The following is a 14978-nucleotide window of genomic DNA, read 5'->3' as shown; positions in this document are numbered from 1 at the left end:
GGAAGCGGGTTTTACGCTTGCCAGGAAGTGTGACCTGGAAAGCCGCGCTTCCCCTCGCCGGCGGGTGTGTATGCCTGCGAAGATAGCGATCAAGACTTAGCCCAGCCTTAGCTGCTGACGGCCGCTGTCTCGGGTAGGCTGCGTGCCAGCCAGCCGGTCGGTCTGAGGACCGGAGAGCGCTTTCGCCGTCGCCGACGTTTACCCGTCGTCGCCGTTGACGTACAGTGAGCGCCCGCTTCGTCAGCCAGAGGCTTTCGCACTATTTTTTTTTCTTGCCATCGGCATGCCCTGGAAAAATTGGTCTGCCGAAAGTCTCGGGGTCGCGCTGGCGATTCTGGCGGCCTTCGGCTTTTCGTTCAAGGCGATCTTCGTCAAGCTCGCCTACGCCGTCCCGCAGGCAGTGCCGGTCGAGGCGATCACCCTGCTCGCCTTGCGGATGAGCTTCGCCCTGCCCTTCTTCGCGGTCATCGCGGTGCACGCCAGTCGCGCGGCGCCGTCGCTGTCCCGGCGTGACTGGCTGACGCTGATTGCGCTCGGCCTGCTCGGTTACTACGGCGCCAGCATTCTCGACTTCATTGGCCTCAGCTACATCAGTGCCGGTCTCGAGCGCTTGATTCTGTTTACCTATCCGACGCTGACGGTGATGATCGGCGTGCTGTTCATGGGCAAGGCCTTGCAGCACCGCGAGATCGGCGCGCTGCTGCTGTCGTACGCGGGAATCGGCCTGGTCTTTTTCCACGACCTCGAGTTCTCGGGGGAGGCGCGATCGGTAGTCATCGGCTCGCTTTTCATCTTCGCTTCGTCGCTGGCCTACGCTTTCTACCTGGCGGGCAGCGGCAGCATGATCCAGCGCCTCGGTTCGGTGCGCTTCACGGCCCTGGCGATGCTGGTCTCGGTCCTGGCCACGGAGCTGCATTTGCTCGTCACGCAGCCGCTGTCGGCGTTGTTGCTGCAGCCGCTGCCAATCTATGCCTACGCGGCGGCGATGGCGCTTTTTTCCACGGTGCTGCCGGTCTTCCTGCAATCGGCGGCGATCCGCCGTATCGGCGCGAGCAAGTCGGTGATGATCGGAACTCTTGGCCCGATGCTGACCATCGTCTTCGCCTGGTTGCTGCTCGACGAGCCGCTTTCCCTGGTGCAGTTGGCAGGCGCTGGACTGGTCCTGGCCGGGGTGTGGCTGGTCTCGCGGCGTTGAGCCAGTCCAGGAAGCGCCCGCGGCTGCGAGGCGCGCCTGCTGGCCGCCGTGTCCACGCCACTAACGGATGATGCAGTTTTCCTTGAGGTAGGTGAGCGCCTGGCTGCCGGAAGTATCGGCGGGGTCGACCAGGGCGTTCTCCAACTCGGGAAAGACTTCATTCCAGAGAGCCTCGAGGTCATCCTGCATGGCGTAAGGGGCAAAAGCGCGGATGAAGGCCAGTGCCGGTTGGCGTTGCAGGCCCTCTTTCCGGATCTTGCCGATCAGCGTACGTGCGGCGGCCTTGCTCAGTGCCGCCCTGGGCGCCATATCGACCGCCAGACAGAGGAAAATCGTCAGCAGCGAATTATCGTCTACCTTGCCAGCGGTGATCTTCTGCCAGTCCTGTGACACGCCTGCGCTGAACTGGCTGGCTTCCTCGAGACCGAAGTCGCGCAGGAAATACAAGGGCTCAAGCTCGGGAATCAGCTTGTTCATCGCCTGCGAGGCGTCGAGAATCCGCGGCAGATCGTCGCTTTCGACCTTGTGCAGTTCCCTGCGAGCGGCTGCCTGATAGGCTTCCGGCAGCGCCTTGAAAACCGCCGCGAGGCTTTTTCTGCCTTTGGCGGGGACGCCTTTTTCGCGGAGTTTCGCCAATATGCCAACGAATTCGGCGGCGTTGGGAAGTGAAGCTGCCGTGCTGCCGGCGAGATGCAGGAGGACGGCGGTGCGGATGATCGACTCGCTGGCCACGGTCGAAATCTCTTCCGCAGGGACGCCGAGGCTTTCGGCAAACCACAGCGCCGTGTCGATCGTCTGCTGGTGGTCTTGCCGTTCTGCGCGCGCCTGGCGATAGTCGGCGCTACTGCGCAGCGACCAGTCGGCGAGAAACAGCTTCTGGGACTGCTTGATCATGATTCCGAACGAGGCATCCTCGGGCATTGCCCAGAGGCTTTTCAGCATTTCCGAGCCGCCCCGCGAATGCGACAGAAAAGTACCGTCACGCAAGGAGTGTGCTGCTTTTTCAAGGTCGCCACCACTTTGTTCCTCAAGGAACAAACTGACCAGATTGACGATTCGTTCGCGTGCTTCGTCGATGTTCGGGCGCAGGTACTGGGTGCCGAAATACTCGGCGATCTGCACCATGCCCTTCGGCCCGTCGTCGACAATAGCGGCAATTTTCGCGTCGGCCAGGATGCCGGCGCGGACGCCGAAAGCGAGCGCACGTTCGAAAAAGGGCCGCTCGTCGAAAACGGCGAGCTGGTGGTGGTCGTTGGGCATGGGCGGTCAGCTGTCTGCGGCTAGCATTGGGTGCATCGAGAGATCTACCGATCTACAAGGCTGATTCTTCCTCGGGCTCACCCGGGGGGCGGCGCTGCTCATTGGCACGAGTTGGCGTCTCGTCGCTTGCAAGTTGCGGTTCTTCGGCTCGTGCGCGCGCCCGCAAGATCAGCAGGACATCGCGAAAAATCTCGGCATGTTCGTAGCGCAGGAGCCAGGTCAGCTCCATCCAGTCCTGATCGCTGACTTCGCTATGGCTGAGGAAGGGGCGATTGGCCTCGGGATCCGACAATTCGTCGAGACGTTCGTCGTCGTTCAACTCGGCAGCCGCTTCATCGACGTCGTCGAAGAAGCCGAAAGTGCCGGTTTTGAAGAAGTGCTCGACGATTTCGGCACGATCACAGAGATAGTCCGCCAGCGCGTCGCAGCCGCCGTCTACCGCCGCGATTGCCTCGATGAACTCGCCGGGGTCGCTGTCAGCCCGGAAAATGACCGAGTTGATGATCGCCTGCAGGCGTTCGTGAGTGGCATCGCCATAGCGACGCTCAAGGACGATGGCGCGCGCGAATTGCTCCGGCAGGACCAGCAGGCTGACCACCGATTCCTTCGAGGAATCGAAGTCGCGGAGGACTGCCAAGAGGTCCTTGGCGGCGAAATCATCGAGCGCGACGACCAGGGCGCCGTCGCCGTCGCTATCGACCAGGGAGGCCAGCGCCGCTTCGGCCCCGACAATGTCGCCGACGCGGATCAACTTCTCGGCGCGTACGAGTACTGGGTGACTCATCAGTTGTCTCCCGAATGGCGATCTTTGCGGTCAAAACCCTGTTCGGCAAGCCAGTCGGCGCCCGCTTCCTCGAGATCGATGTCGTCGCCGTCGACGTCGGGGTCGGAGCGGTCGTCGTCGAAATCGTTGCGCTGCCGTCGATCGCCTGACTCTGACGAAGGCTTATTCCGGCCGTGCAGGTATTCCAGGCACGCGGTGACGACCAGGAAGCGTTCGCCGTTCGGATCTTCGAGGACCGTTTTCGCCAGCTCGCTGGCCCACGGCTGCAGATGCACGCTCTCCAGCAGTATCTCCCAGGAAGGTAGGTCTTCCGGGTCCTGAGACGCCAGATCGCGCATGACTTCCGGGCTGGAAAAGTCCATTCCCCCGTGGAACGTGACGGCGACCATTTCCGGGCTGAATTCGATCATCGGCAGCAGTTCGGGAAGCTGACTGCGCTTCAGGAGCAGCCGCTGGGCGAGGACATCGTGCCCAGCCGAATCGGTCAGCAGGTCGTCGAGCTCAGCGTCGTAGGCCGAGCTGAGTTCTTCAAAAAATTGCGACAGCCTCACTGCAATATTCCTTCCAGGTAGTTCTTCCAGATCTCGCGCGCGGTCTCAAGCGGTTTTTCGAGAAGATTGCGACGCCGGTTCTCGTCATAGTCGTGCCGCTTGCCCTCGTCGGAAAGCGTTTCGTACGCTTCCTGAACGTCGCGGAATCGGTCAGCGGCGTCGGCCGCGGTATTGCGGTCAGGGTGGAGCTGCAGGGTTTTTTTGCGATAGGCCTGCTTTACGCCTTCGAGAGACGTATCACTGGCCACGCCAAGTACTGCGTAATAGTCCTTCATGCGTCCTCTTCGGGCTGGGTCGGCTGCGCGCTGGCGCGCGTGCCGCTGAAGCAGGCGAGATTGCGCAAAGCGGGCCATTCTAGCCCGAAATCAGCGCTTTCGGCCGGGGCGCGCGAACGAAGCGGCCGCTGCGCGCGACGCTGGCGTGCCTCCGCCCCGCCGACGAAGTTACTTTGCCGGCTTGCGATTGCGCGCCGCCGCGGCCAGCGCGGCACGCGCCCAGGGCAGCATTTCCTCGCTACTCTCCATCGCCTCTTCGGGCACCGTCCAGTAATTCATGGTGTCGCTACGGCCGTCCTTGCGCAGCAGGCGGAAAGGCTCGCCGCCGACAGTTTCGAAGGTGGCTGCGCTTTGCGCGTCAGCCTTGAGGTAGAGGATGTCGTTGGCGACGATGGCAAAGAAGAGATCGTCGCAATAGAAGCCCCAGCCGCCGAACATCGCCTTGACGCGCAGGGTGCCCAGCGGAGCGAAGAGTTCGAGAGCATAGCGGACAACTACGGGTAGCTCGCGTGCAGCCATCTTGAAAACCTATGATAGGCGGAGGCGCTGCCACAAGGCGGCGGTCAGCGCGTCCTGGTTGAGGGTGTAGAAGTGCAGGCCCGGTGCGCCGTTGGCCAACAGGCGTTCGCAAAGCCCGGTTACCACGTCGAGGCCAAAGGCGCGGATCGATGCACTATCGTCGCCGTAGCTTTCGAGCTTCTTCCTGATCCAGCGCGGTATTTCTGCACCGCAGGTATCGGAAAAGCGCGCCAGGCTGCTGTAGCTGGCGATGGGCATGATGCCGGGGACGATTGGCAGGTCGATGCCGATTGCCTGGCACTCGTCGATGAAGTGTGCGTAGGCGTCGAAGTTGTAGAAGTACTGGGTGATTGCCGAGTTGGCGCCAGCGTCGAGCTTGCGCTTGAAGCTTTGCAGATCGTCCTGCGGATTCTTCGCCTGCGGGTGGTACTCGGGGTAGGCGGCGACCTCGATATGGAAGCAGTCGCCGGTTTCGGCACGGATGAATTCGACCAGTTCGTTGGCGTAGCGAAAAGCGCCAGGCCGGGCCATCCCGGATGGGAGGTCGCCGCGCAATGCGACGAGGTGGCGGATACCGTTCGCGCGGTACTCTTCAAGGATGCTGCGGATGCTTTCGCGCGTCGAGCCGATGCACGACAGGTGCGGCGCCGCCTGGTAGCCCTCGCGCTGGATCTCGAGCACCGTTTCGAGCGTTCGGTCACGGGTCGAGCCGCCGGCACCGAAAGTGACCGAAAAGAAGCGCGGCTTGAGCGCGGCCATGCGGGCCCGCGCGGCGCGCAGCTTTTCGGCGCCCTCGGGCGTTTGCGGTGGAAAGAGCTCGAGGCTGAAAGTACGCTTGTTCTGTGTCATGAGGAGAACATCACTAGCCCTTGCGGGTGGTCAACAGGGAAGAAAGTAGCGACGAGATGATGCTGTACAGCAGCGCTCCGAAGACGCCCGGCCAGAAGCCGCTGACGACGAATCCGTCGACCAACGAACCCGCCAGCCAGAACATCAGGCCGTTGACCACGAACAGGAAGAGGCCGAAGCTCAGCAGCGTGACCGGGAGTGTCAGCAAGACCAACAGAGGGCGTAAGGCGGTATTCACCAGCCCCAGCAGCACGGCGGCGATCATGGCCGTGCCAAATGATGCCAGCTGTATCGACGCGGGCATCAGGTAGGCGACGGCAAGGAGTGCGCAGGCGTTGAGCAGCCAGAGCAGGATCAGGCGCATGACGATCTCCCCCTGTTAAGGTCTCGGGTATCAGTAGCGGTAGTGGTCCGGCTTGTAAGGACCGTCCTTGGCGACACCGATGTACGCTGCTTGCGCATCGCTCAATTCGCTGAGTTGGGCGTTCAGGGTTCTGAGCTGCAGGCGCGCGACCTTTTCATCCAGATGCTTGGGCAGTGTATAGACGCCGATCGGGTAATCGTCGGTCCGCGTGAACAGCTCGATCTGGGCGATCGTCTGGTTGGCGAACGAGGAACTCATCACGTACGACGGATGGCCCGTGCCGCAGCCGAGATTGACCAGACGACCCTTGGCCAGCAGGATGATGCGCTTGCCGTCGGGAAAGATCACGTGGTCAACCTGTGGCTTGATCTCTTCCCAGCTGTAGCCCTCGATCGACGCGACGTCGATTTCGTTGTCGAAGTGCCCGATGTTGCAGACGATGGCCTGATTCTTCATCTTCGCCATGTGGCTGTGGTCGATGACGTGGTAGTTGCCGGTGCAGGTGACGAAGATGTCGGCCTTGTCCGCCGCGTAATCCATGGTCACTACCCGGAAGCCTTCCATGGCCGCCTGCAGCGCACAAATCGGGTCGACTTCGGTGACCCAGACCTGGGCGGAGAGGGCGCGCATGGCCTGCGCCGAGCCCTTGCCGACGTCGCCGTAGCCGGCAATCAAGGCGATCTTGCCAGCGATCATCACGTCGGTCGCCCGCTTGATGCCGTCAACCAGAGATTCGCGACAGCCATAAAGGTTGTCGAACTTCGACTTGGTGACCGAATCATTGACGTTGATGGCCGGGAAGCGCAGTTCGCCCCTGGTGTGCATCTGGTAAAGGCGATGCACGCCGGTGGTGGTTTCCTCCGTGACCCCCTTGACCGCCGCCAGGCGGACGGAGTACCAGGCGGGATCGCTGGCCAGCTTGGCCTTGATCGAAGCGAAGAGGATCGTTTCTTCTTCCGAAGTCGGCTTGGCGAGAACCGAGGGGTCCTTTTCGGCTCTGGCACCGAGGTGCAGGAGCAGGGTTGCGTCACCACCATCGTCGAGAATCATGTTGCTGAAGCCGCCGTCGGGCCACTCGAAGATGCGGTGCGTGTAGTCCCAGTAGTCGGTCAGCGATTCGCCCTTGACGGCAAACACCGGCACGCCGGATGCCGCGATCGCTGCGGCGGCATGGTCCTGGGTCGAAAAGATGTTGCACGACGCCCAGCGCACTTCGGCGCCGAGGGCGGTCAGCGTCTCGATCAGTACGGCGGTCTGGATGGTCATGTGCAGCGAACCGGTGATGCGCGCGCCCTGCAGGGTCTTGGTAGCGGCAAATTCTTCGCGAATCGCCATCAGGCCAGGCATTTCGGTTTCGGCGATGCGCATTTCCTTGCGGCCCCAGTCGGCGAGGCCGAGGTCGGCAATCACGTAGTCTTGGGTCTTGCTAAAAGCGTCCAGCACAGGTGGCTCCTTCAGAACTTTGCCGGGACAGGAAACCGTCGTGTGCCCACTGAAGGACTTCAGCGTGGGCCCATCCCGTTTCCCATGTCCGGCATGGGTTGGTTGGATGAGCGCCGTTTGAGAAATCCGAGCCTGAAACTGTCTCGCGACAGCCCTGCAGCGCCCCTCGGATTAGGCTTGCCATTATAACCGGATCCTGGTCCGTTAAAGCAGGGCTTCCGTCACGAACTCGTGCTCGTGCCGCGCCGGGTTCAGTAAGCGAGTGAATCGTAAGTCTGCTTGCTTCCCCGCACCTCGACGCTGACCTGGTTGGGAGCGCAGATGGCGATCTCGCCGGGGCGCGACAGCCAGCCCTGGCGCACGCAGTACTGGCGAAGGCCGGGATCCGCAGCGACGCGCACTCGACGCTGGTCGACGACCACCGTGGTGATGCCCAGCGGACCGGGGACTTCGATGCGCCGATTGCGTGATAGTTCGAGTTCCGAGAAAACTTCGCCGCCGCGCCGGACGATGGCTTTTTCAGCAACGCCTGCCCGCCAGGCCAGCGGGAAGGCGGTAGCACAGAAGGCCAGGCCGAGCGCCACGATCAGCCAATCGCCGGGCTTGAACAGCCCGAACCAGTGCATGACCGTTACCGTGACAGTCGCGTCCGCGACTCACGAAGCTCCCTTCTCCCCTCTGCGGGAGAAGGGTTGGGGAAGAGGGGAGCAGCCATGACTATCATGAGCGGGGGTTCTGGGGCGTCATGACCGTCAGGAAATGTCGAGAGTGCCGAGCATCGGCGGCGGCAACTCGCGGTGGCGAACCAGCACCCGGGCACTGCTGCGGAATTCACGCCCCAAGCGTTCGGCGAGGTAAACCGAGCGGTGTTGCCCGCCGGTGCAGCCGATGGCTACGGTCAGGTAATTGCGACTGTCGCGGATATACGCCGGTAGCCAGGCGCGAACGAAGCCGGCGATGTCCTGGCGCATGCGCAGGACTTCTGCTTCGGCTTCGAGAAAGGAAATGACCTGCTCGTCGCGGCCGGTCAGCGTGCGCAGGCTGGCTTCGTAGTAGGGATTGGGCAGGCAGCGCACGTCGAACACCAGGTCGGCGTCGAGCGGAATGCCGTTCTTGAAGCCGAACGACTCGAACAGCAGCGCCAGTCCCTGGCAAGGCTCCGCCATGTCGTCGGTGGCGACGAACTGGCGCACCCACTCGCGCAAGGCTGCCGGCTTGAGGACGGTGGTGTCCATGTGATGAGCGATGGCGGACAGGCCGGCGAGGTGGACACGTTCTTCGGCGATTGCTTCGGTGAGGGTCAGCCGATCGCTGGCCAGTGGATGTCGGCGCCGCGTTTCGGAATAGCGTTTGATCAGCGTGTCGTCCTGCGCGTCAAGAAACAGCAACTGCAGTTCGAGATTCCGGGTCCGCAGTGTGTCGAGTTGCGGCGGTAGCTTGGCGACGCTGTCGCCGCCGCGACTGTCGATCACCACGCCGACCTTGCGATAGCCCTGCTGGTCGAGTTGCTCGACAAGCTGCGGCAACAACTGCGAGGGCAGGTTGTCCACACAATAGTAGTCGGCGTCCTCCAGTACCTTGAGGGCAATCGATTTTCCGGAACCGGAGAGGCCGCTAATGAGAACGAGGTGCATGTGAGCAAGGATAGCGGTGTGCGCAGTCCCGAGCAAGTCACTCTGGCATACTCTCGATGTTCCTTTTTGTCAGGTCAGGCTCATGACTCTTTTTGATATCCCTTTTCTCGGCGAACTGGCGGCAATTCGGCGTGATCTTCATGCCCACCCGGAGCTTGCTTTCAATGAGTTGCGCACTGCCGATTTGGTGGCGCGCGAGTTGAGCAGCTACGGGCTGCAAATCCATCGCGGGCTGGCGCGTACGGGCGTTGTTGCGACCCTGCGCAACGGCAGTGGTGCGCGGGCGATCGGCCTGCGCGCCGATATGGACGCCTTGCCGCTGCTGGAGAAGAACGATTTTTCCCACCGCTCGACCGCGCCAGGTCTGATGCATGCTTGTGGTCACGACGGCCATACGGCGATGCTGCTCGGCGCCGCGCGCTTCATGGCCGAGCACGTAAACGAGCTTGATTTCGACGGCAGCGTGCATTTCATCTTCCAGCCTGCCGAGGAGTCGGAGGGAGGGGCGGCGGTGATGATGGCCGACGGCCTGTTCGAGAAGTTTCCGATGGACGCCGTATTTGGCCTGCACAACTGGCCCGGAATCCCGGTTGGCGAAATGGCGGTGATGCCCGGGCCGGTGATGGCCGGGACCTGCGCCTTCGAGATCTGGGTGCGTGGCCACGGTTGCCATGCCGCGATGCCCCATCAAGGGGTCGATACGCTGGTCGTCAGCAGCCAATTGGTGCTGGCCTTGCAGACCGTCGTGGCGCGCAACGTCCACCCTTGCGAGTCGGCCGTGGTCAGCGTCACCCAGATACACGGCGGTGAAGCCTGGAACATCATTCCCGACGACGCCGTCCTGCGCGGCACGATCCGTAGCTTCAACGGGCAAACGCAGGCGCTGGTCGAGAGCGCCGTCGAACGCCTGTGCAGCGGCATTGGCAGCGCTTTCGGTGCGCAGATTTCAGTGCGCTTCGACCATCGCTATCCAGCAACGGTCAATAGCGTGGCAGAAAGCGAGGTCTGTCGTCAGGTGGCGAGGGACGTGCTAGGCGCTGACAAACTGCGCATGGACGAACTGCCGTCGATGGGCGCCGAAGACTTCGCGTACATGCTGGCCGAGAAGCCGGGTTGCTACGCCTGGTTGGGCAACGGTCCGGGTAGCGGCGGCTGTACCCTGCACAATCCCCACTACGACTTCAACGACGAAATCCTGCCGATCGGCATCAGTTACTGGGTGCGCCTGGCAGAGGCCTGGCTCAACGGGAGGCGCGCGGAAGGCCCGGCCTGAGTTGCTGGCCAGCGTTCCGCGAAGGCGCCGGCATGGCTCGCGGAACGTAGTGCGTGGTGCATGACGACAGTGGGCGGTTTTTTGTTACACTCGCACGATAGCAGGGCCGCAGCCCGCCCCGCGACCGACCGCGGCGGTGACGGCGGTTGCGGTACTGCTGCAAAGGCCCGCGAAAAAATGGCGGGGAGTATCCACGTACTTTACGTGGATACTCCCCGAGTTCCGGCCGAAGTCAGAACTCCCAGACCATGAAATGGAGAGCAGCGTGTGTAGCGTGTGTAGCGTAAAGGCGGGGGCTTACAGGCAGCTTACGTGCGTCAGCTCAAGAACCGAGAGCGATGCGCATTCTTCTTGCTGAAGACGACAGAATCATTGCCGATGGCCTTTGCCGCTCGCTGCGCAAGGGAGGCTACGCCGTCGACTGCGCGTACACAGGAATCGACGCCGATACCGCTTTGATGACCAACGTCTACGATCTGGTAATTCTCGACCTGGGTCTGCCAAGGCTGCCCGGCCTGAACGTGCTGCGCCGGTTGCGCGCTCGCAAATCGAGCACTCCGGTATTGATCCTGACTGCGCTCGACGGTATCGACGACCGCGTCAAAGGGCTTGATCTGGGTGCCGACGATTACATGGCCAAGCCTTTCGAGCTGCCTGAACTCGAAGCGCGTGTGCGTGCGCTGAGTCGCCGCTCGTCGGGCACGGCCCGGCTTATCCATTGCGGTTTGCTTACTTTTGACCAGACCGACCGTTGTGCGATGGTCAATGGCGAGATGCTCGACCTTTCGGCTCGTGAGCTCGGCTTGCTGGAGATTCTCCTCTCGCGCGCCAGGCGGCTGGTCAGCAAGGACCAACTGGTCGATCACCTCTGTGGCTGGGGCGAGGAAGTGAGCCATAACGCCATCGAGGTCTATATCCATCGCTTGCGCAAGAAACTCGAAGCGACTGGTGTCAATATCACGACCGTGCGCGGCCTCGGATACTATCTTGAGAAACCTGCGGAAGAAACGAGACCCTGACGTCCAGCGCTCGCTCTTCGGCGAGATCCTGGACTGGATGCTGGCACCCTTACTGTTCGTGTGGCCGATCAGCATCGCATTCACCCACTACTTTGCCAATAGCGTTGCCAGCTTCCCTTACGATCAGTCACTGCGCGAGCATGTAACGGCGATATCGCGCCAGATCACTTTCGACGACGGGCATCCGCAACTGGCGGTGCCGGCTCTGGCGCAGCTTTTTCTGCGTTCCGACGAGATCGACAACGTCTATTTCCATTTGCTCGATGGTGACGGCGAACTGGTCGTCGGTGACCCCGAACTGCCCGTGCCGGTCTTGCCCATCAGCCTGGAGAACAAAGAGCCCGGCGAGGTTCATTTTCGCGATGACGAGTACCGCGGCCAGACGCTGCGCGTCGCCTACATGGTTCTCTTCGCCAGCGCCCAGTCGACGACGCCCCGGGTCTTGATCGAAGTCGGAGAAACGACTGAAAAGCGCTCGCAGTTGGCGAACAAGATCATTGCCAGCGTGATCTTGCCACAGTTCGTGATCATCCCCCTGGCGGTGGTGCTGGTCTGGTTCGGGCTGTCGCAAGGCTTGCGCCCGCTGACCCGACTGCGCAAGCGCATCGAAGCGCGTCGCGAAGCGGATCTCTCGCCGATTTCGCTGAGCCGCGTCCCCGAGGAGCTGCGGCCGCTGACCGAGGCCTTCAATTCGATACTGGCGCGGATGCAGAACAACGTCGACGCACAGCGCCGTTTCATTGCCAACGCCGCGCACCAGATGCGCACGCCGCTTACCGGCTTGAAGACGCAAGCGCAGCTGGCCATGCGCGAGCGTGATCCGGGCGAGCTGCGGCACGCCTTGAGCCAGATTCTCGCTGGCGTTGATCGCGCCTCGCGCCTGGTCGACCAGTTGCTGGCGCTGGAGCGCGCCGAAGCGAGTGGTCACTCGCAGCAGACGCTGCTAGCGCTCGACCTTGAGCCACTGCTGCGCGAAATCGTCGAGACCTGGGTCGTGCAAGCGCTTGAAAAGCACATTGACCTTGGCTACGAGCCGGCCGGTGCCGTGCCCATCGTCGGTAACGCTTTTCTCTTGCGCGAGATGATCAACAATCTGCTCGACAATGCCCTGCGCTATACGCCCGCCGACGGACGCGTCACGGCGCGCGTGTTTGCGCAGGGCGATTTCGCCCTCCTCGAAATCGAAGACAGTGGCAGCGGTATTTCCGACGACGATTCGCTCAAGGTTTTCGACCGCTTTTACCGGGCCGACGGCAGTGATGGCGAAGGAAGCGGCCTGGGCCTGGCTATTGTTCGCGAGATTGCCGAGATCCATCAGGCCGCGGCCAGCCTGCGTCCAAAGACCAGCGGCGCGAGTGGTGAAGCGGTGTGCGGCTGTATTGCCAGGATCGTTTTCCCGTTGCGGCGCTTGCAGCCGTCACGCCTGCCAATTCCGGCAGCCGCCCGCACCGGCTTTGCCTGACCGCCGCCGGTATGGCCCCGCCTTGCCGGATGGTTGCGCCGGCGATCGGCGGTAGTGACGACGTTCCCGATCTGACTCCCACGGACGGCCCACTGGCACTCGCCGACGAGGTGCTGACCAAGCGCATCGCCGAAGGTTTTCAAAGCCCCGGGTCGCCAATGGCGATGCCGCCGCGCGGCGGCAAGCCTGGCTTGAGCGCTGAGGATATCAAGGCGGTCGTGCACTACATGCGTCAGGAATTTGCTGTCCGATGACCCATCACGTACAGCTGGCGGCATGACCAGAGGCGACCAGAAGCTGCCGAAATCTACTTCCACAAGCGAGGGCTGGAAGTGCTGGACACCCTCTCCCTACGCGGCGTCAAATCGGTCGTCAATCCAGCCTCAACATGTTCACGCTGATCGGCCTGGGTGTTGGCTCGGCATATCTCTTCAGCATCGTCGCGGTCCTCTTTCCGGGGCTGTTCCCGGATGGCTTTCGCGACGAGCAGGGGCATGTGGGCGTTTACTTCGAAGCCGGCGCGGTCATCGGCGTCCTGGTTCTGCTCGGGCAGGTGATGGAGCCGGGCGCGCGTGAGTGCACCGGTTCGGCGATCCGCGCCCTGCTCGACCTCGCCGCCAAGACGGCGCGCGTGATCCGTGCCGACGGGCGCGAGGAGGAAATCCCCCTTGAGGACGTCGTCGTCGGCGAGCACCTGCGGGTGCGCCCCGGCGACAAGGTGCCGGTCGATGGCGTCGTGCGCGAAGGTCACTCGTCGATCGACGAGTCGATGATCTCGGGCGAGCCGGTACCGGTGGAAAAGGTCGCCGGAGACACGGTCACCGGGGCGACGATCAACGGCACCGGTTCGTTGATCATTGAAGCGCAGCGGGTCGGCGGCGACACCGTGCTCAGCCAGATCGTCGAAATGGTTGCCAATGCGCAACGCTCGCGGGCGCCGATCCAGAAGCTCGCCGACTCGGTTGCCGGCAAGTTCGTTCCGGCGGTGATCGGCATCGCCATCCTGGCCTTCATCGCCTGGGCGACCTGGGGACCGGCACCGGCGTTTTCCTACGGTCTGGTCGCAGTGGTGGCGGTGCTGATCATCGCCTGCCCTTGTGCGCTCGGCCTGGCGACGCCGATGTCGATCATGACCGCCACCGGGCGCGGCGCGCAGGCCGGCGTGCTGATCAACAACGCCGAAGCGCTGGAGCGCTTCGCCAGGGTCGACACGCTGATCGTCGCCAAGACCGGCACACTGACGGTCGGCAAACCGAAGCTGGTGGCGGTCCTGCCTGCTGCCGGGCACGAGGAGGACGAAGTGCTGCGCCTCGCGGCGAGCCTGGAGCGGGGGTCGGAGCACCCGCTCGCCGAAGCCATCGTCAGGGGAGCCGCGGAACGTGGGGTCGGGTTGGCCAAGGCTGACGAGTTCGAGGCGCTCACCGGCAAAGGTGTGAAGGGCGTCGTCGATGGCCAGGCGGTTGCCCTGGGCAATGCCACACTGCTCACGGAAATGGGCCTTGATGGAGGCAGCTTCGGCGAGGCGGCCAACGCCCGCCGCGACGAGGGTGAGACGGTGATGTTCATCCTGATTGGCGCAGAAATTGCCGGCTTGGCAAGCGTCGCCGACCCGGTAAAGGAGAGCACTCCAGAAGCGCTCAAGGCGCTGCACGCCGAGGGCCTGACGATCATCATGGCCACTGGCGCCGGCGTGGCCATCGCGAGTGCCGGCTTCACGCTGGTGAAAGGTGACCTCAACGGTATCGTGCGCGCCCGCCGTTTGGCCCGAGCCACGATGCGCGACATCAAGCAGAACCTGTTCTTTGCCCTGGTCTACAACGCCGCCGGGGTGCCGGTCGCCGCCGGCATCCTGGTGTCACCGATCCTTGCCGCCGCGGCGATGAGTCTGTCGTCGATCTCGGTGATCAGCAACGCCTTGCGGCTGCGCAGCGTGCGCATCTAGACGGGATCGATTTCGCCATTGCGGTGATTGCACCGCGACACTGGTCGCGACCGCCACCCGGTGGTCAGCCGTTCGCCCTGAACATTCGGCTGTCCCAGATCACCGGTTCGGCGATGGACACAATCAGCTTGTGAAATCGAGGGTGTGCCGGATTGACCATCGCATTGCACTCCAGGCGGGCGACAACGGACGGAACGACAAGGATCAGACTCCGCCCTGACGCAAGCCAGTCGTCGGCGAAGCTACGGGCAACGCTGCTGTTCTCGGCATCCCAGGCAGCCGGCAGGCTGTGCCGATCGTGGCGCTCGACAGACAGCTCGTCCGGCCCTTCGGCGACGACAACGCGCTGGCTACGTGGCACCCGGCCGAGGGTGGTAGGCGCTTGTTCCACACGAAACGACATAGAGC

17 protein-coding genes and 1 riboswitch are annotated in these 14978 nt (G+C 62.9%); of the genes, 6 read left to right on the top strand and 11 right to left on the bottom strand.

The features are described 5' to 3' along the window. Positions 1 to 283 precede the first annotated feature (283 nt). Positions 284 to 1195 carry a DMT family transporter gene (locus tag QZ648_RS21285; RefSeq protein WP_169066583.1) on the top strand — a complete coding sequence of 304 codons (912 nt, stop codon included), beginning with the start codon at positions 284 to 286 and terminating at the stop codon, positions 1193 to 1195. 60 nt (positions 1196 to 1255) lie between these two features. On the opposite strand, the gene QZ648_RS21280 is transcribed toward QZ648_RS21285, so the two are convergent. The 10 genes from QZ648_RS21280 to rapZ form a co-directional block, all read right to left on the bottom strand. Next, positions 1256 to 2455, bottom strand: a complete 1200-nt coding sequence (locus tag QZ648_RS21280; protein ID WP_169066582.1) for a hypothetical protein — start codon at positions 2453 to 2455, stop codon at positions 1256 to 1258. A 52-nt stretch (positions 2456 to 2507) separates the two neighbouring features. After that, positions 2508 to 3239, bottom strand: coding sequence for a hypothetical protein (locus QZ648_RS21275; RefSeq protein ID WP_169066581.1), 732 nt, complete (start codon positions 3237 to 3239; stop codon positions 2508 to 2510). Further along, positions 3239 to 3790 carry a hypothetical protein gene (locus tag QZ648_RS21270; RefSeq protein ID WP_291998228.1) on the bottom strand — a complete coding sequence of 184 codons (552 nt, stop codon included), beginning with the start codon at positions 3788 to 3790 and terminating at the stop codon, positions 3239 to 3241. The genes QZ648_RS21275 and QZ648_RS21270 overlap by 1 nt, the downstream gene beginning before the upstream one ends. Beyond that, positions 3787 to 4143 carry a DnaJ domain-containing protein gene (locus QZ648_RS21265; RefSeq protein WP_366144214.1) on the bottom strand — a complete coding sequence of 119 codons (357 nt, stop codon included), beginning with the start codon at positions 4141 to 4143 and terminating at the stop codon, positions 3787 to 3789. The genes QZ648_RS21270 and QZ648_RS21265 overlap by 4 nt, the downstream gene beginning before the upstream one ends. A gap of 90 nt (positions 4144 to 4233) precedes the next feature. Then, the gene (locus tag QZ648_RS21260; RefSeq protein ID WP_169066579.1) at positions 4234 to 4584 is read right to left on the bottom strand and encodes a TfoX/Sxy family protein; all 351 of its coding nucleotides are present in this window, start codon (positions 4582 to 4584) and stop codon (positions 4234 to 4236) included. 9 nt (positions 4585 to 4593) lie between these two features. Beyond that, the gene (metF, locus tag QZ648_RS21255; RefSeq protein ID WP_291998227.1) at positions 4594 to 5433 is read right to left on the bottom strand and encodes a methylenetetrahydrofolate reductase [NAD(P)H]; all 840 of its coding nucleotides are present in this window, start codon (positions 5431 to 5433) and stop codon (positions 4594 to 4596) included. A 13-nt stretch (positions 5434 to 5446) separates the two neighbouring features. Continuing rightward, entirely contained in the window at positions 5447 to 5797 is a 351-nt protein-coding gene (locus QZ648_RS21250) for a phage holin family protein (protein ID WP_169066577.1), read from the bottom strand. A 30-nt stretch (positions 5798 to 5827) separates the two neighbouring features. Continuing rightward, a complete protein-coding gene (gene ahcY, locus QZ648_RS21245; RefSeq protein ID WP_291998403.1) occupies positions 5828 to 7237 on the bottom strand; it encodes an adenosylhomocysteinase in 1410 nt (469 codons plus the stop codon). A 104-nt stretch (positions 7238 to 7341) separates the two neighbouring features. Then, positions 7342 to 7414: riboswitch (S-adenosyl-L-homocysteine riboswitch) on the bottom strand. A gap of 77 nt (positions 7415 to 7491) precedes the next feature. Further along, a complete protein-coding gene (locus QZ648_RS21240; protein ID WP_291998226.1) occupies positions 7492 to 7866 on the bottom strand; it encodes a NusG domain II-containing protein in 375 nt (124 codons plus the stop codon). A gap of 126 nt (positions 7867 to 7992) precedes the next feature. After that, entirely contained in the window at positions 7993 to 8874 is an 882-nt protein-coding gene (gene rapZ, locus QZ648_RS21235) for an RNase adapter RapZ (protein WP_291998225.1), read from the bottom strand. A gap of 82 nt (positions 8875 to 8956) precedes the next feature. Between rapZ and QZ648_RS21230 the strand changes: the two genes are divergently transcribed. From QZ648_RS21230 to QZ648_RS21210, 5 genes are all read left to right on the top strand, one after another. Next, positions 8957 to 10147: a M20 aminoacylase family protein gene (locus QZ648_RS21230; protein ID WP_291998224.1), complete on the top strand. Its 1191-nt coding sequence runs from the start codon at positions 8957 to 8959 to the stop codon at positions 10145 to 10147. A gap of 338 nt (positions 10148 to 10485) precedes the next feature. Next, positions 10486 to 11166: a response regulator transcription factor gene (locus QZ648_RS21225; protein WP_291998223.1), complete on the top strand. Its 681-nt coding sequence runs from the start codon at positions 10486 to 10488 to the stop codon at positions 11164 to 11166. After that, positions 11135 to 12628: a sensor histidine kinase gene (locus QZ648_RS21220; protein WP_248595366.1), complete on the top strand. Its 1494-nt coding sequence runs from the start codon at positions 11135 to 11137 to the stop codon at positions 12626 to 12628. The genes QZ648_RS21225 and QZ648_RS21220 overlap by 32 nt, the downstream gene beginning before the upstream one ends. Before the next feature lie 11 nt (positions 12629 to 12639). After that, on the top strand, positions 12640 to 12882 hold the full coding sequence (locus tag QZ648_RS21215) for a hypothetical protein (RefSeq protein WP_291998222.1): 243 nt from the start codon (positions 12640 to 12642) through the stop codon (positions 12880 to 12882). A 134-nt stretch (positions 12883 to 13016) separates the two neighbouring features. Then, entirely contained in the window at positions 13017 to 14570 is a 1554-nt protein-coding gene (locus tag QZ648_RS21210) for a heavy metal translocating P-type ATPase (protein WP_291998221.1), read from the top strand. 64 nt (positions 14571 to 14634) lie between these two features. Here QZ648_RS21210 and QZ648_RS21205 read toward each other — a convergent pair whose 3' ends face one another. Next, the gene (locus QZ648_RS21205) at positions 14635 to 14973 is read right to left on the bottom strand and encodes an RES family NAD+ phosphorylase (RefSeq protein ID WP_169066572.1); all 339 of its coding nucleotides are present in this window, start codon (positions 14971 to 14973) and stop codon (positions 14635 to 14637) included. Positions 14974 to 14978: the final 5 nt, after the last annotated feature.

The sequence above is a fragment of the Candidatus Accumulibacter sp. ACC012 genome (assembly GCF_907163155.1).
Taxonomy (GTDB): Bacteria; Pseudomonadota; Gammaproteobacteria; order Burkholderiales; family Rhodocyclaceae; genus Accumulibacter; species Accumulibacter delftensis.
Note: the sequence above shows the minus strand (reverse complement) of the source record. Positions and strands in the feature narration are given on the sequence as shown.